This window comes from Thermogutta sp. (genome assembly GCF_039793925.1).
GTDB lineage: Bacteria > Planctomycetota > Planctomycetia > Pirellulales > Thermoguttaceae > Thermogutta.
The window spans coordinates 1-21831 of record NZ_JBAMME010000310.1 but is presented as its reverse complement, the minus strand read 5'-3'; the positions used below and the strand labels follow the sequence as shown (position 1 = coordinate 21831).

The window sequence follows — 21831 nt, the reverse complement described above, 5'->3', positions numbered from 1 at the left end:
CTCGCGCCTGGAGACGCCCCCGTTATACGACTTTTCGGGGGCCAATCACCACACTGCCGCCCTAAAACCGCGGGCGAATGATATGCCCGATCCCACATCCAAGGGAATCTCCCTCCCGCTGTGGGCGTGAAAGTCATCCCGGCAGGAATACCAGCCTGCCACGGACCGTCTCTCACCGTCACCCTGCGCTGGCGAGTTTACGCGGTTTCCCCGGCCGCTTCAAGCAGGCGGTTGAATTCGGGATCGGAGCGAATGGGATCGAAATCGGTTTCGGCAGGCACCAGTTTCCGGTAGTCTGGCTCCAACGTGAGTGCCTTTTTGAGAAGAGACAGGGCCTTGTCTTTGTTCCCGGCAAGGCTGTAGTAACACGCAAGGTTGTAGCACACGAGCGGATTGTCGGGCTCAAGCTCAGCGGCTTTCTCCAAATCGGCACACGCCAGATCAATCCGTCCCACCCGTTTGTGGCACCAGCCTTTCGCAAGATAGACTCGCACATCATCCGGGTCGAGCTCTTCTAGCCGTTGGAAGACGGGGAGCGCCTCTTCGTATCGCTCCAGTTCCCGGAGGGCCTCCGCCCGCAGTAACAGCGCCACTGGATTGTCGCGGTACAAATCGGGGAGCCGATCGAGCGTCTCTAACGCCTGCTGTGCGAGTCCCAACTCGAGGTAGCCTTCGGCCTCCCTCAACAGGTGCTTCGATCGGATCAGGTCAAACTTTGCCGCGGCCATGTTTGATCACCGCTGGATGCTGCCTCACCAAGCATCACCACGGAACGTTCAAAAGGCTTTTTAGCCTCTCCTCCCTTTTCTATTTTATCCAGAGTGGGTTTGCGGCGCAATTAACCGTGGTCACTCCACCGCCAAAAAGGGCAAGCGAACAGTCAAGACGACACCCGGCAGGTTCAGGTGCGCAACATCGGGACTCTCTGCCCTCAGCTTCCGGCCGTTTTGCCCCTTGTAGCCACTCGCACGGCGCTTTAAGATGCTTAATTCAGACATCCTGTGCGGGCTTGGCGGGAATACTGGGCAAGTTGCTGGCGATTGAAAAAAATGTGGCAAAGCCGAAGCCCGTCCCACTGAGCTGACCTTTCCTGGCGACTTGCTCACGTAACGGTTCGCGATTGTGGAGGCCCGTCGTCGCGGATTCTGCGCACTATCACGAAACGCAAGTACTGTTTTCTGGATTCCCTAAGACCCAAAAGGCCGATTCCATGATGATCTTGTTTATCCCTCTTTTGGCCGAAGCCGGTGGCGGGAACGCTGGCGGTTCCTCGGGCGGTCTTATCATGATGTTGACGCTCTGGATTCCGCTGATCATTGTGTTTTACTTTTTGCTCATCCGCCCGGAACGGAAGGAGCGTGCCCGACGTCAGGCCATGCTCAACGCCTTGAAGAAAAACGACCGAGTCCTTACGATTGGCGGAATCTACGGGGTGGTGACAAACGTTCATCGGGAAGCCAACGAAGTGACCCTTCGTGTGGACGACGCCAACAATACACGGATTCGTTGCACACTGAGCGCGATCGCTCAGGTTCTGGGTGAAGAAACCCCGTCTGATACGCAGAAGGAAAGTTGACTAAACCGCAGTGCTGCGACACGATTCTCGGAGCGAGTCATTTCAGAGATTCTCAAGTGCGAGACCTCTAACGATGGAACGCCGTTCTGCTCGTAGCCGTTTTGGTTGGATCCTCGGAATTGCCGCAGGACTGATTCTGACGGTCGCTTTAGGCGGAGGGAATCTTCCTCCGGGAACCTCTGCCGTGCTGGCCATGGAAACGGCTGCTTCGGCCAGCCAATCCGCATCGACTGGGGAATCGGCCCCGCCCAAGAGCGAGGTCCCGGCTCAATCGGAAAAGGCACCCTCACAAACCGCGGCTTCCTCTCCCACTTCGGGCGAGAAACAGCAAGGCGCACCATCTTCTGTCGCCAATGCGAGTACACAACCTCAGGCGACCGGTCAGGCCGAGACGGTTTCCTCCTCATCAGCGAGTCCTCAGGACACGACAAAGGCCTCGACTGCAGGGACAGGCTCCCAACCAGGGCAGACTTCTTCCCAGGAAACCAAATTGGCCAGACCGACACTCCTGTCTCGCGTTCTCAATATCATCACGTATCTGGTGTTCCTGTTTATCATTTTTGGCATACCGGTGATTGCCGCCTACTTTCTTTGCGAGTGGTGGCGGGCGCGAGAATACTTTGGCCGAATTTCCTTTATCCTCTTCACCATTGTCCTTGCGGTTGTCATTCTTTTAACGCGCTGGCCGCCGAAGCTGGGGATCGACCTCAGCGGCGGTGTGATCATGGTGTATGAAATCGAAGGCGCGGTGCGGCAACCGGGAACGCGGACGCAAGCGGCTTCGGATCAAATTGACATGGACCAGCTTATTGCCGCCCTCAACCGCCGGGTTAACCCCAGTGGTGTGAAAGAGGTGACCATCCGCCGCTTCGGCCCGCAACAAATCGAAATCATTGTCCCCGAGGTGGACGAGGAAGAAGTCGCCCGCCTGGAACGCGTTATCAGCAGCGTCGGTACGCTGGAGTTCCGAATCCTCGCCAATATGCGAGACCATCGGCGGCTCATCGAGCGGGCTCTGGCCCTTCCCCCCGACGAGAACGAACTTTATGACGATCGTGGGAATCTCCTGGCGTGGTGGGTCCCGGTTGCCAAGGGCCAGGAAGAAGCCATTGGCAACTACGGCGAAATTGCTGTCCGTAAAGGCCGTTATCGTAATGAGGATTGGTTAGAGGTTCTCGTCGTCAAGGACCGTTACAACGTCACTGGCGCTGACCTGTTCCGGGTCCGCGAAGGCGTGGATGAGCAGATGCAACCCTGCGTGGAATTCATCCTCAAGGCAGGGAGTGCCCAGCAGCGATTCGGCGCCCTTACGAGCGACAATCGGCCGGATCCCACCACCGGTTTCACCCGCCGACTGGGCATCATCCTTGACGGATACCTCTATTCGGCACCGCAGATCAGAAGCCCCATTTTCGATCGTGGTCAAATCACGGGTATCCCTTCCCGCGATGAAGTTCAGGCGCTCATTCAGGTGCTTCAGGCGGGAAGCCTGCCTGCCGTGCTTAGTCCCACTCCCATCAGTCGGCTCGTCACGGGCCCCCAGCTTGGGCGGGACACAATCCGCCAAAGCGTCATCGCCATGATTGTGGCGGCGATTATCGTGTTCGCTTTCATGATCGCCTATTACCGGTTCGCCGGTGTGGTAGCCTGCCTGGCCGTCATCCTCAATTTGCTCATGCTGGTAGCGTTGATGATCCTCCTCAAAGCCGCGTTCACGTTGCCCGGCCTGGCAGGTTTGACCCTGACGGTCGGTATGGCTGTGGACGCCAACGTGCTCATTTACGAGCGCATCCGCGAGGAACTCTCCCGCAAAGCGACGTTGCGGATGGCCATCCGTAACGGCTTCGAAAAAGCGATGAGCGCGATCATCGACTCCAACCTGACCACGATACTTACGGCCGTGATCCTTTACTTCGTGGGAACCGACCAGGTCCGCGGTTTCGCCGTGACACTCTTTTTGGGCCTTGTCCTGAACCTTTACACGGCGGTTTTCATTGCCCGCGTGATCTTCGAAATTGGCGAGCGTCGCCGGTGGATCAAGAACCTTACCATGATGCAGGTCATTGGCGCCACCAATTTTGACTTTATGGGCGTGAAAAAATACTGCATCGCTGGCAGCCTCGGCCTCATTTTGTTGGGGCTTGTGGCCCTGGGTGTGCGCGGGCAGGGTGTGTTGGATATCGACTTCACAGGCGGGGTGGCAGTCGAGATTCTCTTCAACAAACCTAAAGATATCGCCGAAGTGCGCAACCGTTTGAGCGAACTCCGCGACCTCGCGGTGAGTGACGTCCGCATTGAAGGTGAAGAAGCAGGACGTCGCTATATGATCAACACATCGAGCCCACCCGGTACGGAAGCCGAAGAATATCTCAAGCAGGTCAAACAGAAAATTGCGGAAGTGTTTGGTGACGAGCTCGTCCATTACAGGGTGGAAGTGGAGCCGATCACGCACACGAGTTTCTGGCGAAACATGTCGGGCGAACGCTTGGCCGCTGGTCCAGTATCCGGCTGGCCATCGGCGATTGCGGGCATGCTCTGGGGTGAAAATGCTCCCGCGCAAGAAAAACCGAATACCGGAAATGGGCCGACAATTCCAGCCCACGAAACAGCGCCTCCACAGTCTGCACCGGCCACCTCCTCAGCTCCGAGTCAGCCAACCGTTCCCCATGCTGTTGGGACGAACGGTGAGCGAGCGGGTACGCCGTCGGAAACGACCAAATCAAGCGCCCAGCGTTTCCCCACCAGGGTCCTCCTGAAATTCGATCACAAGCTCAACTACGAATCGCTGGAAGAGCTTGTCAAAAATATCCTAGAAAAATTGCCTGACCCCGATCGCCACGCCGATTTCGAGCTGTATAACGAGAAGTATCGCCAGGGCGACACCACAGCTTACAACCAATGGGAACTGCGGCTGGCACTTCCACCAGAAAAGGGCGTGCAGGTAGTCCAACAGATCAAAGCCGAACTGGAAAAGACCGTTTACTACCCCTCTTCCAACACCATCGGCGGAAAAGTCGCCGGAAGTACCAGAATCCGCGCTCTGTATGCCCTTGTGCTCTCCGTGGCCGGTATGATCATCTACCTCTGGGTACGGTTCACGCGTGTGAGCTTCGGCGTGGCCGCCGCCATTGCCCTCGTTCACGACGTGCTCATTACGGTGGGCATGATTGCCCTGAGTGCTTACGTGGCCAACCCGCTGAGTTTCCTTCTCATCGATGAATTCAAAATCGGTCTCGCCGTGCTCGCGGCCTTGCTCACGATTATCGGGTACTCTGTCAATGATACGATCATCATCTTCGACCGAATTCGCGAGGTCAAAGGCAAGACACCGTTCTTGACCCCGCAAATTATCAACACCAGCGTTAACCAAACGCTCAGCCGAACGCTGCTCACTTCGCTCACCACCCTGTTCGTTATTATTGTCCTCTACATCGGCGGGGGGGCCGGAATTCACGCCTTCAGCTTCACGCTTTTGGTGGGTGTGATCACCGGAACCTACAGCTCAGTATTCATCGCTTCCCCGATACTCCTGTGGCTCTCGCCACGTCCCACCGGCCCGGCCTCGCAGGTTCGATCTCTTCAGTACGTTTCCTAGGATCGGGACAATCACTCGCGTGTGAAAATTTCTACCCAGGTGACCACCAAATGTGTGTCCCTGGGTATTTTTTCTTCTGCTTGCGCACATTGTGCCGGTAGATCGGTCTGTCTTCCGCACGCTCACAAAACGACTGTCGGCCGGTCGATTTCTGGTAACAGAACAGAATTCCTCGTACAGAAGTGGGTGTTCTGTACCCGAACCAGGGAAGATCTTTCACCAGACACGGAGGTCCAGAGCAGCCATGGCGTTCACGACAACATGGGTGTGGACCGCGGACTCATTGTTTTTGTGCTCGTTGCAGCGCTGTCGGCGGGAGCAGTGTGGGGCTTGCTTTCCCGCCCGCGGGGCTCCTCTCTGTCCGATGCGTTGAACAGTGCCGCTGCTCCTCCTGTGACTTCGACCTTAATCCCCTCCCCGCCGAGTTCGCCCCTCACTCCAGCCAGCCAAACCCTCCCTTCTTCCGATGCCGATACCTCCATCCCACCAGACATCATCGCGGCCCCAGAAACCCACCTTCTCTTGTCACTTGGCCGTCAAAAGCCTCCGGCCATTCCCGAGCGGTACCCTGCCGGCCATTTTTCTGGCCAAGAGGGAGGCAGCAGAACCGGCCGCGAGTCTCTCACCGAGGGAGATCCCGGTGATGGACGGGGGAAACATTCTCTCCTTGCTGACGCTCCACTATCAGTGGCGGGCGGCCGCAAACCTCTCAAAGCCGCAGAAAGTCGCAAATCAGGCGGGAAAATGCTCTCCCATTACCATATCCAGGACGGCGATACCCTCCCGGAGCTCGCCCGCCGATTCTACGGCGACCCGGGCAAATGGCGGATCATCTTCGAAGCGAACCGGTCATTAATCCAAGACCCGGACCTTCTCCCCATCGGCACGGAGATTGTTCTGCCGACAGTCGAATCTCCATCCCCGGATACACGTTAGGCGGAGCCGCACGCCATCTCCTTTCCGCGCGGCAACATTTCGCTAAGCTTCCCGTGCTGCAACAACTAAAAGGGCGTCCCTTTGTAGAGAATGGGCCGCTCTTGTGTCACAATAATCTTCGCCGCCGGTATCGGCAGTTTGATCATTCTTCTTTCCGACGTGAGCGGTCCTGCCACGGGAACGGCTGCTTGGCTACCCGGTGCTCGACAAAGTAGGCAATCGATTGAAAGAGCGGTTGTTCAAACCGAAGTAAAAGATCCTTGCCCTGAACCGAGCTCGGAAGCTTTGCGAAATAAAGGTCTTGCAGCTCGGGATTCTCGTCTTTCGGAGTGGGGTGAAACCGCGAAAAAATGTTGTACATCCGCTGCGCGTCTGCCAGATCTTTGCTGGAATCCTTCCCCACAATCAGAAAGATCGAAAGGGCTTTGGTGACAGCAGGATGGGACATGGCGGCCTGGACACTCAGACCGGGCACCGACCATTTGGGAGAAACAAGAATCAGAGCCTTCACATCCTGGCCTTGTTTGAGTCCGGGGTACACCGGCCAGCTCCAATCCACACGGGCCCAATCCAGGGCCACGGTCGCTCCCACATCCAATCCCAACAAACAAAGCTTTTCAATGTTGAGTTCCCCCGCATTGTTCTTTTGAAGTAAAAATCGCTTGCAGGTTTCCAGGTCCATTTCCACCATCCGCGCGACTTCGACCGGCGGCATCTTGTCTACCGTAATTGTGGTCGGTGTGGGAAGAAGCCGCTGGGTGCTTCCCCCATGACCGCGCAGGTCCGGTACAAACACCGCAAATCCCTGTTGCTGGAGAAACGGTGCCAGCCGATCGAAATCTCTGCGGCTCCCTTTCCAGCCGTGGATCAGCATGACGACGGCGGCATCCTTGCCTTTGTTGCTGGGATAATAGGTGGCCTGCAGTTGTACCCCGTCCTTGGTCAGAAGATCCGTCCCACTGACTTCCACCGGAGCGGGAAGCCGCTGCGATGTGCTTGGAGGAGCTGGTGGCTTAGGGGCTGGTGCCGTGGCCGGAGCAGCCGGTCGTTGTGGTGCCGGTTGTGCCGGCGGATTAGGTGGTTGCACCGGCCGGGGAGGCTGGTTTACTGCCGGCGCTTGCGGCCGAACCTGTGCGTGGGCGCATGTGTTCAGTCCGCACGTGGCTATCAACCAAAGCAGCATCGAAGCCCCACCAACCGCAGTGGCGACTGTTATTCGGCACATCAGATTCTCTCCCCGTGCTCGTAGCCCAGGATTTCCACCAGGCTCCGGTTCACATGTTTCGCGCACCTGGACTGCCCTTTTTTTTGGACGATTCCCGACTTCTCCTCGTTCCAGAAACCCCCAGTCTTCCCCCAATCGTACCCAGCATGAGGGGAAACCGTCAACGCGCCGACTGGTCAAGGCGTTCCCGGTCTGTCTCGTGAGAAACAAATAGGGCGGATCCCTGGCAACCGTTTTACGCGGAAAATTTTTTACGCGGAAAGGTTTGGAGCCTTACCGGGCACGACAAGCGTGCCCCTCCGGAGGGCCCCCTCTTCAACTTTCGCCAATTGACAGCGCGGATTCGCCTCGGATGATTGGCGACACGCGGGATTTCGCGCTATGATGACCGCGGAATAGGAACGGAAGGCTATTAGGAGATTGCCCGGTTCCGGACTTCTGCACAGGCCTGTTTTCCCGACAAGCAATTTCTGGACCGCGTCATCCCTCGTCAGACATACTGACTACCAACGGGAATGGTCAAGGATCGAAAAAGTTCGCTTCGCTGCGTTCGTAGGTTTGCTCTTGTGTGCGAAGGGAAAGCCGGTCCCTAATGAATTGCCTTAGCGTCCAGTGCCCAGAACTCACGCGGATCATAAGAGTGGAACAAGCGTGCGACAGCGGTGGCCAGCACCGAAATGTACTCCTTCCGAAAGTCCGACTCCGGCAGCTCGGAAGTTGGTATGACACTGTTGGGAGGATAATTGATCTGGTCGAGAGTCTTCTCAAAGAGCTGCTGATTTGTAGCACAATCGTGGACGGTGACATGAAGAGTTGCCGTTCCCTGGTACACCGTCTGGCCTTTGTAGAGGCTAAAGGCCTCGATGTCTACTCCGATCACCAAATCCGCACCGACACCGCGTCCTACCTCGACATAGCTTTCCCAATCGTGTTCGTCGGTCCACTGCTCGACCTTCTGCGGATCAATCCACTGAGTCTTTGGGACTCGCTGCACCAAAATGGCGTGAATCCGCCGGGCCAGCGCCTTATCCACATGGGCATCTCGATAACTGAGGCTGATCACAGGTCGCGCCACAATGGCCACTTTCTTGTCCTTAAGTCCTGCGAACTCGGGCTTCACGTCCGATTGACCTGTGACCCAAAGCGCTGTCGCCAGAGCACTGCAACCACTGCAGCCCAGCATCATTACAAGACAAACCATCATCCACGCGGCTCGCCGATCAGCACTCCAAATCAACCCGCTCATGGCCATCCTTTGCACAGGGAAGAAAGATGACGCCCCGCCGCCGGTTGTCCTTTACATCTTCGCTATTTACCACAACCTGAACACCAGCCGGATCACCCACTCCGTCACGATCACCCCCAGCAAAATGATGAGGGTGTTGTTAAAAGCTGCCATGGGGATTTTTGGTCCCCGGAGCCCGGTCAAGCCGGACACCACAACCGCCAGTCCCATGACAGCAGCCGCCACCGCCAGGATCGTGCCGCTGACGCTGGCCTGGAGCGCCTGTCGCCACTCACCTCGCACACAGTGCGACCACGCCGTGGTCATCCCGCAGGTCGGACACCGCACTCCGAACCATCGCACCATCGCGCACGGGGGCAACCCCAGTTGCTCATGTGTTCCGAACCCGCTGGGGGAAGGCCGTAATTCCCAGGCCACTCCCAGCAGTGCCAGTACCACAAGACCAAGCACCACACGCGCCATTCGCTCCAGGGGGCTCAACCGCCAGTGGCGACGGCGTTTACGGAACTTCGCGGACGACGAATCGCACTCGTCACCGGTTTTCAGCGACTCGGTCATGACAACTGTTGGTGGGGCGAAGCATAACGCGAGAAGCGATTTGAGACAAGGCCGCTTCCCGCAGATCTTCCTCACGCAAACAAATCCGCCAAATTCCCTGCGTTTTGCCTGTGGTGGGATCTACTTCCACGATAGTACCATTCAAACGCACATCGTCGGTGGCCACGTCAAACGGAGTGGGCTCGAATGTCCGGGTGGTGTGAAGCACCCGGTCGATCCGCCGTCCGATGATACTTTCGTGAGGCCCCGTCATACCCACGTCGCACTGAAACGCCGTCCCACCGGGAAGAATTTGTTCATCGGCCGTGGGAACATGCGTATGGGTTCCCAGCACGGCGGACACCCGCCCATCTAGATATCGAGCCAGTGTCTGTTTGTCGCTGGTGGCCTCGGCATGAAAATCGACCAGAATCACCTTGACTGAACTGGAGAGGCGACTGAGAACCCGATCGGCAGCCGCCAGGAAGCAATCCACTGGGCGCATGAACACCCGCCCCAAAAGACTGATGACGGCCACAGGTTCTCCGTTAACCGCCGATAGAATGGTGTACTCCCGACCGGGTGCCTCTGCAGGGTAATTGGCAGGCCGTACGATGCGGGAATCCGACCGCAGAACAGGTTCCAACTGTCGACGGGCGTAAATATGGTCCCCCATCGTGATACAATGGGCCCCCGCTTCCACCAGTTCGTAAAAAAGCTCGGGAGTCAATCCGGAACCACCGGCGGCATTCTCGGCATTGACGACGATGAAATCCAGCCGGAAGATTCGCAGCAGAAGCGGGAGGGCCCCGCATGTGATGCGCCGTCCCGGTTTCCCCACCACGTCACCGATCAGCATCAGTCGCACAGAAACACCTTTCGTTGCACGCGATCACGAGGCTCTTGTCGTCCCTCGTTCCGTACGTCCGACCCGCAAATTGGCACACTTTGGCCGAGTTGTTGTCAACGTGCGATTTCCGTACAGCGAGTTTCCCGAAGCACCGTGACTTTGATCTCACCGGGGTAATTGAGCCTTTCTTCGAAGGCCCGGGCGATGTCCCGGCAGATCTTTGCCGCGATTTCGTCCGTGGTTTCTTTGGCATTGACCATTACGCGAAGTTCTCGCCCGGCCTGAATGGCATACGCTTGCTCCACACCCGGGAAGCTGCACGCGATGCTTTCCAATTCCTCCATGCGCTTGATGTAGCGCTCCAGCGTTTCTCGGCGGGCTCCGGGTCGGGATGCGCTACAGGCGTCCGCAGCCGCCACAATCACCGTATAAGGGTTCTCGACCCGCAGATCCTCATGGTGTGCGGCGGCAGCATGGATGACCTCCGGCGGTTCGCCATAGCGACGGAGGAGATCTGCCCCGATTTTCGGGTGTCCCCCTTCCGCCTCATGGTCCGCAGCCTTGCCGATGTCGTGCAGCAAACCGCATCGCCGGGCCAGGGCTCCGTCGAGACCGAGTTCGTCCGCGATCATCCCTGCCAGGAAAGCAACCTCAATGGAATGGCGAAGCACATTCTGACTGTAGCTGGTGCGGAAGTGGAGCCGGCCCAACATGTACACCAGACGCTCGTGGAGCCCCCGCACATCCACCTCCTGACAGGCCGCCTGCCCCGTCTGGCGAATGAACTCGTCCATTTCCTGCTGGGTCTCGGCCACAACCTCCTCAATTCGGGAGGGATGAATCCGTCCATCAGCGATGAGTTTGTTAAGAGCGATCCGTGCAATTTCGCGACGAACGGCATCAAACGCACTGACGATCACCACACCGGGAGTATCGTCGATGATAACATCCACGCCGGTGACCTTTTCAAACGTGCGAATGTTCCGGCCCTCCCGACCGATGATCCGCCCCTTCATCTCGTCGTTGGGGATATCAACCGTACTTGTCGTTGTCTCCGCTGTATGGGCGGCTGCGTAACGCTGAATGGCCGTGAGGAGAATATCACGGCTTTTCTGCTGACACATTTCCTGCAGCTTTTGCTCGTATTTGAGGATCAAAGAACCCACTTCTTGCTGGAGTTGTGATTCGAGGAGCTCCAGGAGTCGCTTGGTTGCCTCTTCACGGCTCAGGCCGCTCACCTCATGGAGCACCTGCCGTTGCATATCGAGTAGTTTTTGAAGCTCTTCTTTGCGACGGTTGACCTCCTCCAACCGCTCGCTGAGGCGACGCTGTGTGGTCTCCACGATTTGTTCCTGACGGCGGAGCTGGGCCGCCTGCTCTTCCACAGCATCTTCCCGTTTTTCCAAAGCCCGCTCCCGTTGATGGAGTTCCTCGCGGATTTTCTGGAATTCCGCCTCGCGGGCTGCCCGCTCCTGAAGATCCCGCTCCTTGAGTTCCAGCTCCGTTCGCCGCTTGAGATCCTCCGCCTCACGCTGGGCTTGCTCGACAATCCTCTTCGCCTCAGACTCAGCGTCTTTGCGACGCAGGTAGTCGATTAACTTGGTGACGGTGAACGTCAACCCCGCTACAAGAACGCAAACAACTGCCAGAAAGATAAGCTGATTAGGTTCGAACACGGCCAACGCCCTCACTTTCTCTCGGGGCGAGGGCCTTGATCACCTGAGACTCAGAGCAAGTTGGCGGAACCTCAATTCAGGGCAGGACCGTAAAGATTCGGAGGAATGTTTCCCAGTCCGGTTCTCGGCACCCAACCGGTTTCCTTTTTCCTGCACCAAAGGGACCACGCAGAGAAACGGCGAGAAGACTGCCCGGTCGGTCCTGCTTGGATTTGCCAGCTAACTGTTTCACATTTGGCTGATCCTGATGGAGGAACCGTCCATGTGCGAGTGAATTCGCCCTCCGCACGAATCGCGTAGGCTCGTCCAACCATCGAGTCGACAGCACTGGAAACAGGCTGAGCCTGGCGCCGCGGATTCGATACGGACTGCACATCCTTCACGGAAAGCAACCCGCTCACTTCGCCGGGCGATAAAATCCAATTCGGGCAAGCGCCGACTGGGGCTGCCCGTCCGCCGGACAAAGCTCCCGCGCCGCCCACCTGGATTTCCCAGGCGATCCAAGTAATGACGAAGACTACCAGCAGGAGAATACCGACCATAACCTGTGCGTCAAAAAGCCCCGGTCGCTGTGCAACCGGAACTCCAGTCAGAGGTTACTGAACTGATCCCTCCAGAAACTCCGGAGGTAGCGTCTTCTCGGCCTTTGCTCACCCTCAGGAAATCGAAGGCCTTCGCATCCCGTCTACTTATGACGATCTGCTTATCACCAAACTCTACCAGAGCGTTTCAACCAACCCCACTCGGGGCGGTGACCGCTCTTTTGACTCACTGTTATCATATACGAGGTTCAGCCACCCCGCAACTCCAGTTCCAACGGACTGTGAATTTTCTGTAAACGCTAATTTACAACAAATGAACGCCAAATGAATTTGCCATGTCGCTCCATTCGCTGGAAAAAAAATTCCTGGACGCCTTTCCTGTTGATCGCCGCAACAACTGGCCGATTGTCGTGGCAGTTTCCGGCGGTCCCGACAGCGTCGCCCTTTTCCATCTTGTCCGTCGGACCCAACCACCGACTTGCGGGCCTGTAGTGCTGGCCCACGTGAATCATCAGTTGCGGGGTCCAGAATCTGAGGAAGATGCCCAATTCTGCGAAGAACTCGCGCGTCAAGCGGGGGTCGCTTTTCGCCTTTTTGTCCGACCAATTCGGCCGGAAGACACGTCCGGCCTGGGCCTGGAAGCGGCGGCTCGTCACCTTCGCTATCAGGCCCTGAAAGAAGCGGCAGAAGATGTCGGGGCGCGATATGTCTTGACAGGCCACACCGCTAACGACCAGGTCGAGACGATCCTGTACCGGGTGTTTCGAGGAGCCGGGTTGCGCGGACTGTGTGGCATTCCGCGCTCACGAGCATTCGGTCCCGGCGTCCTTCTTCGCCCCCTCCTGGGCATTTACCGCGAAGAGTTGATCCAATACCTCCGCGAGCACAATTGGAGTTACCGCTCCGACAGGACCAACGAATCCACAGATTTCGCCCGCAATTGCATTCGCCACGTGATCCTCCCCGAAGCCGTTCGTGGCGTCCATCCTGCGGCGATACAGGGGGTGCTCCGCGTCGGGCTCAATGCCCAGGACGCCTGGGCTTTTCTGGAAGCCGTCGTCAACGAGGCACTCACCTGCTCTTTGGTGTCACAATCCCCCATAGAAGTGGTTCTGCGCCGGGATGCCATTCGCTACCGTCATCCTTTTCTGGTGCGGCAAATGATCCTGGAACTCTGGCGTCAGCAACAATGGCCGCTCCGCAAACTCACCCGCGATCACCTCCTGGAACTCACGGACCTTATCCGTGAGGGCACCGCACCATCCTGCCGACACTTTCCCGGCGGGATTGAGGCACGTCTCACGGGGGATCGAATCGTTCTGTGTCGACTCATCGGGTGCCGACCTCTTGAGCCCCCCGTCGATCATACCGGGAGCGATTGAGCCGGAGAAGCCAATCCGGAAACCGAGGCTCAGTAGAGCGTTACTTCCCGGTCCGATCGCGCATCATAACAAGTGAGCCTCTGTAACGATGGCAGGGCGCGCTCGCCATCCCTTCGCGCGGCCTAATGGTCGGAGATGCCCACAAACTTCCCTAAAAGTGCTGGGCAGGCGCTCTGCCCGCTTCGGTCGGCAATTCGTGGCTATAATGGCATACGGGATCACGGGGCAAACGGAAGCCTTAGAACGGCTCGCGCGAGCCAGGCCGGAGCGGTGCTTCGGGGCTGCACTATTTCGAGGTTGCACCATCTAGACTGGATTAACTGGGAGGGTTACCAATCGATGCCGATCTACGAGTACACCTGTGAGAAATGCGGTTCTCAGTTCGAACTCCTGATCAGAAGCAATAACGATGAGCCACGGTGTCCTCAGTGCGGGAACACAGATGTGCTCAAGCGGTTGAGCAAGCCCGCCGTTTCAATCAACGCCGGCTCTTCATCCGCCGCCGACATTCCGCCCTGCGGCGCACCCCCCGGCTGTTGTGGGGGAAATTGCAACCTCTTTGATCAGAATTAGGCCGCCCTTGCATCGGCGAGGCCAAACCGCTTCTGTAGACCGTTACGGAATCGCGAAGGCTAACGCGGTCCAGTAACCGCCTTCGGCCAGCGCCGCCCTGACACTGAACGGGAAGGGATCGAGAATCCAGGGCGCGCAACTCCCGGGACGGTAATATCCAAGTGCGTAAATGCACTCGTTCGGTGGATTCAACCCCATCTTGTAGGGCAGCATCGGAACCGTTAGGAAAAAGTGTGCCGCCGATGCGAACGGCTGCACGAGAGGTCCGAGATTATGCCCGTACCGTTCGACGGCCACCTGTTCAAAGTAGAGCGGTTTATGGCAAAGGGCGGATGCCGTCCAGGTGAAAACGATTGGCTTCCAGTTTCTCTCGACGAACTCACCGCCCTGAAGTGGGCATTCGACGGGAAACTTCCCTGCCTGCGGGGCAATATTGTTGGTGATCTCCGTAATTTTTCGCAGCCGGTCCGGTGGGGGACATTCGTCTTTACCAACACCCGGCACCTCCGCAAGCTGTTCTTCCATGGGACGCTGATCGATCGGTCCCTGCGGCAGGGTTTCTAAAAGCTGACCCGGTGGCGTGGGAGGAACAGGCGGCTGGCCCACCGGCGGGGCTGTCTTCTGAGACTTTTGGGCAGACGAGCCCGCCACACGACTCTCTTCCGGCAAAGGTGGGGGAATCAATTCCGCCGGGGTTTGCAGCGGTCGAGGCGGTGGAACCTGAGCGACCTGCCCATCGATCCTCGTAGCAATTCTGCCTGGCTGAGTGGCCTGACGATCCCCGAACGGGTCTGCCAGCGGATCATCGGTCGGTTCAGCATTCCCGATCACGGGAACTTCCAGAACAACCGCCAGAGCCCCGTCGGTTCCGGTACCCGAATTTGCTGCCCGATTCGCGACCCGCCCTTCCACCGCGTCCGCGGGAAAAACCTCCGCCGTCTCGGCTCCATCGGGTGTGACGCGGGAGGGCATGAGCCGATCCGGCGGAAGCCACCGGAGTTGTCCGCCTTTCGACGGCAGGCCCGGCGATGGATCGGGAGCGAATCCTCTTTCGTTAGTTACAAGACCGTTCACAGAAGCCGAGCGTACATTCCGCCATTCCCCCGAGAAACAATTCACTGGCCAAGCACCTGCCACGGCAAGCCCCAGAAATGCCGGCACGACAAGGAAAACACGTAAGGGATGACTGGCGGTCATCGTGGGCCTCCATGCCCGGCAAACCTCAGGATTCTTCGCTCTCGTAGTCCACGGAGTAATTGGGTGACTCCTGCGTAATGGTGATGTCATGAGGATGGCTCTCCCTCACCCCTGCCACCGTCACCTGGATGAAGCGGGCTTTCTCCCGCAGCTCCTCGATGTTTCGGGCACCACAATACCCCATGCCGGCCTTCAGCCCTCCCACGAGCTGATAGACGAACGGCCCCAATGGTCCCCGATAGGGAACTCTACCCTCCACTCCTTCCGGCACCAGCTTTTCCGGTTGGTGCTGCTCTCCCTGGCGATAGCGTTCGCTGGAGCCCTGGATCATCGCCCCAAGGGACCCCATTCCACGATACGCCTTGTACACACGTCCGCGGTACAGAATGCGTTGTCCAGGGCTTTCGTCCAGTCCCGCCAGTAAACCTCCGAGCATCACTGCGCGAGCGCCCGCCGCAATGGCCTTGGTGATATCCCCCGAGTAACGAATTCCTCCGTCGGCGATGACGGGAGTGTCGGTTTCCTTTGCCGCTTCCACAGCCGCCATGATGGCCGAAATCTGGGGAACTCCCACCCCAGTGACCACGCGGGTGGTGCAAATTGATCCCGGTCCGATCCCCACCTTAACCGCGTCGGCACCCGCCTCAATGAGGGCTTTCGCCCCCTCGTAGGTGGCCACGTTTCCCGCGATGATGTCCACGTCGCGATTCTTCCACTGGCGTTTCAATTCCCGCACTGTCTCGATGACGTTGGCGGAATGCCCGTGGGCGCTATCCACGCAAATGACATCCACCCCTTTTTCGATCAGTTTTTCCGCTCGCTCGTAATCGTGAACGCCAATGGCCGCTCCCACCCTAAGGCGTCCCAACTCGTCTTTGCAGGCGTTGGGAAACCGCCGCTGGTTATCGATGTCCTTGATCGTTATAAGCCCCGTCAGTCTAAATTCTTCGTCAACCAGCAAAAGTTTCTCGACCTTTTTTTCCATGAGAATCTTCTCAGCCTCGCTGAGCGTTATAGTCCCCGTGGCCGTTACAAGGTTCTCTTTTGTCATCACTTCAGCCACAGAGACATCGAGATTCCCCAGAAAACGGAGGTCCCGTCGCGTGACGATACCGACGAGTTTTCTGTCCGGCAGAACAATGGGAATTCCTGAAACATTGAGCTGGTCCATCAGTTCCCGAGCTTGCCGGGCGGAAGCCGTCGGGGGAAGCGTGGCCGGATTGTCGATGATTCCGTTGGCTGTCCGCTTGACTTTTTCAACTTCCGCCATTTGTCGGGCAATCGACATATTCTTGTGAATAACGCCCAGTCCTCCCTCCTGGGCCAGCGCGATCGCCATCGCGCTTTCCGTTACAGTGTCCATCGGCGAGCTGAGGATCGGAATTCTCAGACGGATACGGGGCGTCAGGCGTGTGCTCACATCGACATCAGCGGGAACAACATCGCTATACGCCGGCAGCAAAAGAACGTCGTCAAAGGTGATGGCGTGACCGATGATCTTGGGATGATTCTGCATCGCGAGGCTCCCCGGAAAAGCACGACACGACACTCAAGGTGAGAATTGTATTAGTATCCGGGATCCCAACGGGAATGGCAAGGAAGAGGCGGAAACCGAATCGTCAGCGCTCGGAGCCGTCTTCCGCGGTGGACCACTGGAGTCCCTGAAATTCGGGGAGAAGGCCCGGTCTGATCCACTCGGGAGGGAGTTCGGAAACTCGTCGGGGAAGGAAATGCCAACGGAGACCACCAGGGTGCCGCAGTGTCGGCTGCAAGCCGTAGTCGATAAGTTCTACGGTCGTGCGGCGGACCAGTTGGCCTTCTCGATCCACCTCCCGCGAAGTTTGACACACGATCGCTCCCGGCACTTCCGGAGAGAGCAACGACAACGTTGTGACCGTTCCACGGTCATACTGTTGCACGGTTTTCACTTGAGAAGCGCTCAGCACTTGACGTCCCACCCGACAGGGAACGTCCAGCACTGTGATCTCGGTGGTCGATTGTTCGAGGATTCTACCTGTAGCGGTATCCGTGACCGTTGTTTCCTTCTTCAGAACATATGGGGGCACGACCGTGGAATACCAGATTTTGCTCACCGTCCGCATCGTAGAAAGGAGGTTGTTGACCTCCATAACCCGACAATCAATATTGCGTCCCTCAATGGAGAGCTCCGCGCTTCCCAGATCTTTGATCTGCAACGTGCCGCCGAGCGGTTCGCCGTGAAACCCCTGACGCACGACGTGCGGTTCGGTCCGAAACCGTTTGCCCGCCATCTCCACCAGGACTTCCACACGAATGGCCAGGGAGCTCTCGCTCACTCCTTCCAGTGTGAAGCGGGTTTCCGTCACGCTCACCGTCTGACGCCCATCCTCCATGCTCTCCGTAGTGGCGCGGAGTACCTTCCACGCCCCCACTTCGAATTTCCCCCAGGGATGGAGTTGCCGGGGCACATTTGGCGCATGGGGACTAGCGGAAGGCTGCTCCGCCACGGCCACGGCTGTCAGTCCGTATGTCACAGCCGGCACCAGGACCAGCCAGACCCATCCGGTCCGTACCCGCGAGCGGTCTTTTACCCCGAACAACGCACGAAAATGGGGGTCGAAACCAACGCGGCGCAGGCCACAAGCTGAAACGTCGTATCGATCGGCCATCAGGGCGGGAAAATGGCAAGACATGGAAGTGGAAGGCGGGAACAACGTTACTCAGAACAGGACAGGGCCATGGTACACTGGCCCACCCTTCTCGTCCGTGCCGGAATTCCAAGCTGCCCCACCTGTCATTTATACGACTTCAGAAGCCGGTGAACAAGCCCTTTGGGGGGACCTGCCTCACCACTGCGTAAGGTTTGGTTGAGCAGGCCATTTATGGCTCCTCGACAGTGAGAAGCTCATTTTCCCGCCACTGTGACAACGTTTGTACGAGGCCACTGGGCCAGAAAATCGAAATCTTTTTGACCTCCCCCAATCCATTCAAGCCGATCGTGACAATCGGCTCCACCTGCGACAGATAGCCTCGTGTCCGAGTGACATCCCGACGAAGCACAGCTTTTTCCGTCTGCACTTCCATCCACGCTCCGATGCCCTCCCGATTGCTCTTTCGGCCAACAAGCCGCAGTCGCAGGAAGTGCTTGGAGGCCAGAGAATTCTCGAAAAACTTGGCCGGCCGATCAATCTGAGTGACCACCAGATCGAGATCTCCGTCGTTATCGAAATCGGCATACGCCGCACCGCGTCCCACCAGCGGCTGTAAAAATTCTTTTCCCACACGGTCTGCAGGGGTCGGAACAAACTCTTCGACCGCGTCCGGTCCCGCATTCCAAAAGAGCCGCATCGGTTGAGCAAATTGCTGAGTGCTTTGCACGCGCGAAATTTCAGGCTCGACGTGCCCATTTACCGAAAGGATGTCCAGACGCCCGTCCAGATCGTAATCCCAAAAGAACGTGGCGAAGGTCAAATCAGGTCGGGTTAAAGGCCCAATTCCACTTGAAACGGCCTCATCGGTAAAAAGCGCGACGTGAGGATCGAGCACGTAGAGAGCCGACATTTCATTGGCGAAATTCCCAATCACCACTCCCAGGCACGGGTCATTCCTGTAAAAGGCAGCGTCGATCCCCATGGCCCCTCTGGCGTGGCCATCACTATCGAAGGCGATCCCTTTTTCCAGCCCCATTTCTGCAAACGTTCCATCTCGGCGATTCAGAAAAAGCAGGTTCTGCACCGTATCGTTGGCCACCACCAGGTCAGGATAGCCATCCTGATTGACGTCCACGGCCCGCACTCCGAGCGTCTTTGCCAAGCGACCGCCCGTGGCGGGATTCTTGACGTGCATGCCCGCCTTCTCAGAGACATCCTCGAAGGTTCCATCTCCCCGGTTATGGTAGAGGTAAGGAAAAGTCGCGCCGAAAGAGAGCGGCGGCCCATACGCCCGCCCCAGTCCGACCAGTTGAAATCCCTGCTGGAGATCCAGTTCCCGCGACCACTTGACGTAGTTACCCACAAATAGGTCCAGAGAGCCGTCGCGATCGTAATCGAAAAATGTGGCGGCTGTGCTCCAGGCATCCTCCGCACCCGCCACACCGGCCTCTTCCGTGGCATCAATAAAGTGTCCCTTGTTGTTCCGGTAGAACCTGTTCGGCCCCACCGCGGTGATGAAGAGATCAGGCCAACCGTCGTTGTCCACATCACCCACCGCCACCCCCATCCCGTAGACCCGCACACCACCCAATCCCGCTTCCTCCGTCACCTCGCGAAAACGCCAGTTTCCAAGATTCTTGTACAGCCGAAGGCTGCCGTGATAAGGTGCGGGCACCGGATGCCACGGCCAGGGCATTCCACTGACGAACAGAATGTCGCAGAGGCCATCGTTGTCGTAATCAAAGGCTGCACATCCATCCCCCATCGTTTCCGGCAGGAGTTTTTCCCCGTAGGCCCCGCTTACGTGAACGTAATCCACCCCCGTCTTTTCGGTGACATCATGAAAAATAACGACCGGTGGTTCTCGGGGCGGCGAAGGACGAAATTGGGGAACGCTCACCACCGGTTTCGTTTCCGGCGGCTTGCTGAAGGGATTCCAGAGCGATAGTACCACGGCCAGCCCCAGGCCACCGGCAACGACCGCTCCGCTCACCCAGGGGACACCCCGCCATAGTTTCTTATTCAACTGGTCACTGACCATAAGCTGCACGCACTACCAAAGCGCACCGCGACGGATACGAAATCCTGTACATTCCTTGCTTTTTCCGCCCTTCCTCAACACCTCTCCCTTCTTGCGCGCCAACGCTGGTCCGCAACAACCCGCCATTAGGACGTTGGCCTACCGACACATCCCACACGGTGCTCCTAGACCCGGACCCTCCAGCCAACTGCAACGATCCACACCCTGCCAACCTGTTCGCGAGTATTCTTCACGGCACTTCCCCTCACCGAGTCGGGCGTTTGCCGCCGGTCGGTTCCGTGCGCGGGAACTCCTCCATCACAGCGGCCACCGTGGTTCTCATTTTTTGCTCCAACGGTGGTTTCAAGCGGTAAACCGCCACAGCCTCTGCCGCCCGATCTGCCCAGGGGTACTTGGCTCGGGCCGCGGCCACTGCGTAATCGCGCGCATTGTCATCCGGTTTGTAACGCCGATGAGCCGCCCGATGAGCGTTCGCCACCTCATCCTGGCCCAACATCTGGTACAGGAGTGCGAGATTGTAATGCGCAGTGACATTCTCAGGATCCAACCTGAGGGTCCTTTCAAACACGTCAATCGCTTCCCGGAGCAACTCGTCCCTCTGCGGACGTTGCGCTGGACTTCGATAGCGCCGCGCCAGATCAAACAGAGTCTCGCCGAGCAGATTATTCACCTCGTAATCGAATCGAAAATCAAATCGGCGACGAACGAGTTCTCCTCGCGGCTCCTGCTGGAGGAGTTGCCGCAGCGTATCTGCCGCCTCCTTGATGTGGCCCTGCTGGCGATTGATCACCGCGGTCAACCAATTGACAGTCCACCAGGGTACTTCCTCAGCAGGCCAGCGCGTTGTGCGTTGCAAGGCCGCAGTGGCCGCGTCCAGCTCTCCTTCTACCTGATAGGCCCGAGCCAGGTTGATCGCCCCATGCACTACACCCAACTTCTCCACCTCTTCAAAGGCCTCCCTGGCTTGCCGCAACTGCGACTTCCCTTTCAAAAGCAGTCCAATCCCATAATCGTTCCAACGTTCCCAAACCGCCACCGCTGGAGCCGGCTCTCGTGAATCCCGCCAAACCACGCGGTTGGTCTCGGCATCTTCCGCAGGAGCGACTTGATCCGCGACGGGCAGCGTCACAGCATCCCGGCAAATCTCCGTAATGGGCAGGGTGTTGATGTAGCCCTGAGGTGTTTCTCCCCGAATCGGCGGCTCATCGGGTTTTCGCTGACTGACCACGAAATGCATCAGCTCCCAGTCGAACTTTCGGTACAGAACCCTGGCTTCCAGGCGGATTTCTTTGCCCGCCCATTCCCGCGGAACATCCACCAGGTAATGCACAACGGCCGCGGCACCGGGGGGAATTTGATGGTCGTACAAGGGGACGAAAATGTCCTGCGGATTCCTCCGCGCAATCCGATTTCCATGCCTGTCGAGCATGAACACATTCAGGAAATAGCTGTCCCGATCCACTTCACCTTTGGCATCCAGCGCACCGCTTTCCGCCACTAGTTTGCCATCCACTTCCACTCGCAGGTTGAGCCAGACCTCATTAGAATCCGTTGTCCCCTGAGTGAAGGCGTGACCAGTTTTTAGATTCCGCACCACCACCTCCAGCACATATGGTTGCCCCGGTAGAAGGAGCGGCACCCGCGGTCGCAACGGCGCCGCCAGTGGCCCGTCCACAGCGGTCCCCCAACGCAGGCCAAACAGATCAATCCGCAGAACGTCTTTCAAAAAGGCCTGATGTTCTGCTACAATATCGTCCCGTCCCCGGAGATAAGGAAGCGCCGTATTCGCTGCCGGAAACAGATGGCTTTTGACGGCCAACCCAGG

15 protein-coding genes are annotated in these 21831 nt (G+C 57.9%); 4 read left to right on the top strand and 11 right to left on the bottom strand.

Annotated features, from left to right (window positions below):
- Nucleotides 1-197 precede the first annotated feature (197 nt).
- Nucleotides 198-728, bottom strand: coding sequence for a tetratricopeptide repeat protein (locus ABJK56_RS16845; protein WP_347245843.1), 531 nt, complete (start codon nucleotides 726-728; stop codon nucleotides 198-200).
- Nucleotides 729-1210: 482 nt separating this feature from the next.
- On the opposite strand from ABJK56_RS16845, the gene yajC reads away from it, so the two are divergent.
- The 3 genes from yajC to ABJK56_RS16830 all read left to right on the top strand — a co-directional run bounded on the left by yajC (nucleotide 1211) and on the right by ABJK56_RS16830 (nucleotide 6107).
- Nucleotides 1211-1576, top strand: a complete 366-nt coding sequence (yajC, locus tag ABJK56_RS16840; protein ID WP_347245842.1) for a preprotein translocase subunit YajC — start codon at nucleotides 1211-1213, stop codon at nucleotides 1574-1576.
- A gap of 73 nt (nucleotides 1577-1649) precedes the next feature.
- On the top strand, nucleotides 1650-5171 hold the full coding sequence (gene secD / locus ABJK56_RS16835) for a protein translocase subunit SecD (protein WP_347245841.1): 3522 nt from the start codon (nucleotides 1650-1652) through the stop codon (nucleotides 5169-5171).
- Between the two features lie 261 nt (nucleotides 5172-5432).
- Nucleotides 5433-6107: a tail protein X gene (locus tag ABJK56_RS16830; protein WP_347245840.1), complete on the top strand. Its 675-nt coding sequence runs from the start codon at nucleotides 5433-5435 to the stop codon at nucleotides 6105-6107.
- Nucleotides 6108-6249: 142 nt separating this feature from the next.
- Here the strand turns inward: ABJK56_RS16830 and ABJK56_RS16825 are convergent, their stop codons facing one another.
- From ABJK56_RS16825 to rny, 5 genes are all read right to left on the bottom strand, one after another.
- Nucleotides 6250-7332: an alpha/beta fold hydrolase gene (locus ABJK56_RS16825; RefSeq protein WP_347245839.1), complete on the bottom strand. Its 1083-nt coding sequence runs from the start codon at nucleotides 7330-7332 to the stop codon at nucleotides 6250-6252.
- A 589-nt stretch (nucleotides 7333-7921) separates the two neighbouring features.
- On the bottom strand, nucleotides 7922-8578 hold the full coding sequence (locus ABJK56_RS16820; RefSeq protein WP_347245838.1) for a hypothetical protein: 657 nt from the start codon (nucleotides 8576-8578) through the stop codon (nucleotides 7922-7924).
- 66 nt (nucleotides 8579-8644) lie between these two features.
- Nucleotides 8645-9136 (bottom strand): DUF2752 domain-containing protein, encoded by a 492-nt coding sequence (locus ABJK56_RS16815; RefSeq protein WP_347245837.1) that lies wholly within the window; start codon nucleotides 9134-9136, stop codon nucleotides 8645-8647.
- Complete coding sequence (locus tag ABJK56_RS16810; protein WP_347245844.1) at nucleotides 9111-9974, bottom strand: TIGR00282 family metallophosphoesterase; 864 nt, start codon at nucleotides 9972-9974, stop codon at nucleotides 9111-9113. Before ABJK56_RS16810 ends, ABJK56_RS16815 begins: the two co-directional genes overlap by 26 nt.
- Before the next feature lie 104 nt (nucleotides 9975-10078).
- Entirely contained in the window at nucleotides 10079-11641 is a 1563-nt protein-coding gene (gene rny, locus ABJK56_RS16805; RefSeq protein ID WP_347245836.1) for a ribonuclease Y, read from the bottom strand.
- A gap of 877 nt (nucleotides 11642-12518) precedes the next feature.
- On the opposite strand from rny, the gene tilS reads away from it, so the two are divergent.
- Nucleotides 12519-13565: a tRNA lysidine(34) synthetase TilS gene (gene tilS / locus ABJK56_RS16800; RefSeq protein ID WP_347245835.1), complete on the top strand. Its 1047-nt coding sequence runs from the start codon at nucleotides 12519-12521 to the stop codon at nucleotides 13563-13565.
- Nucleotides 13566-14180: 615 nt separating this feature from the next.
- Here tilS and ABJK56_RS16795 read toward each other — a convergent pair.
- The 5 genes from ABJK56_RS16795 to ABJK56_RS16775 all read right to left on the bottom strand — a co-directional run.
- Complete coding sequence (locus tag ABJK56_RS16795) at nucleotides 14181-15335, bottom strand: hypothetical protein (protein ID WP_347245834.1); 1155 nt, start codon at nucleotides 15333-15335, stop codon at nucleotides 14181-14183.
- A 25-nt stretch (nucleotides 15336-15360) separates the two neighbouring features.
- A complete protein-coding gene (gene guaB, locus ABJK56_RS16790; protein WP_347245833.1) occupies nucleotides 15361-16851 on the bottom strand; it encodes an IMP dehydrogenase in 1491 nt (496 codons plus the stop codon).
- Nucleotides 16852-16954: 103 nt separating this feature from the next.
- Nucleotides 16955-17983 carry a hypothetical protein gene (locus ABJK56_RS16785; protein WP_347245832.1) on the bottom strand — a complete coding sequence of 343 codons (1029 nt, stop codon included), beginning with the start codon at nucleotides 17981-17983 and terminating at the stop codon, nucleotides 16955-16957.
- 211 nt (nucleotides 17984-18194) lie between these two features.
- Nucleotides 18195-20006, bottom strand: a complete 1812-nt coding sequence (locus tag ABJK56_RS16780) for a CRTAC1 family protein (RefSeq protein ID WP_347245831.1) — start codon at nucleotides 20004-20006, stop codon at nucleotides 18195-18197.
- A gap of 244 nt (nucleotides 20007-20250) precedes the next feature.
- A partial coding sequence (locus tag ABJK56_RS16775; protein ID WP_347245830.1) for a tetratricopeptide repeat protein occupies nucleotides 20251-21831 on the bottom strand: 1581 nt, incomplete at its 5' end.

Coding starts and splice junctions, on each gene's coding strand:
- ABJK56_RS16845 (WP_347245843.1), bottom strand. CDS start 728: ATGGCCGCGGCAAAGTTTGACCTGATCCGATCGAAGCACCTGTTGAGG.
- yajC (WP_347245842.1), top strand. CDS start 1,211: ATGATGATCTTGTTTATCCCTCTTTTGGCCGAAGCCGGTGGCGGGAAC.
- secD (WP_347245841.1), top strand. CDS start 1,650: ATGGAACGCCGTTCTGCTCGTAGCCGTTTTGGTTGGATCCTCGGAATT.
- ABJK56_RS16830 (WP_347245840.1), top strand. CDS start 5,433: ATGGGTGTGGACCGCGGACTCATTGTTTTTGTGCTCGTTGCAGCGCTG.
- ABJK56_RS16825 (WP_347245839.1), bottom strand. CDS start 7,332: ATGTGCCGAATAACAGTCGCCACTGCGGTTGGTGGGGCTTCGATGCTG.
- ABJK56_RS16820 (WP_347245838.1), bottom strand. CDS start 8,578: ATGAGCGGGTTGATTTGGAGTGCTGATCGGCGAGCCGCGTGGATGATG.
- ABJK56_RS16815 (WP_347245837.1), bottom strand. CDS start 9,136: ATGACCGAGTCGCTGAAAACCGGTGACGAGTGCGATTCGTCGTCCGCG.
- ABJK56_RS16810 (WP_347245844.1), bottom strand. CDS start 9,974: ATGCTGATCGGTGACGTGGTGGGGAAACCGGGACGGCGCATCACATGC.
- tilS (WP_347245835.1), top strand. CDS start 12,519: ATGTCGCTCCATTCGCTGGAAAAAAAATTCCTGGACGCCTTTCCTGTT.
- ABJK56_RS16795 (WP_347245834.1), bottom strand. CDS start 15,335: ATGACCGCCAGTCATCCCTTACGTGTTTTCCTTGTCGTGCCGGCATTT.
- guaB (WP_347245833.1), bottom strand. CDS start 16,851: ATGCAGAATCATCCCAAGATCATCGGTCACGCCATCACCTTTGACGAC.
- ABJK56_RS16785 (WP_347245832.1), bottom strand. CDS start 17,983: ATGGCCGATCGATACGACGTTTCAGCTTGTGGCCTGCGCCGCGTTGGT.
- ABJK56_RS16780 (WP_347245831.1), bottom strand. CDS start 20,006: ATGGTCAGTGACCAGTTGAATAAGAAACTATGGCGGGGTGTCCCCTGG.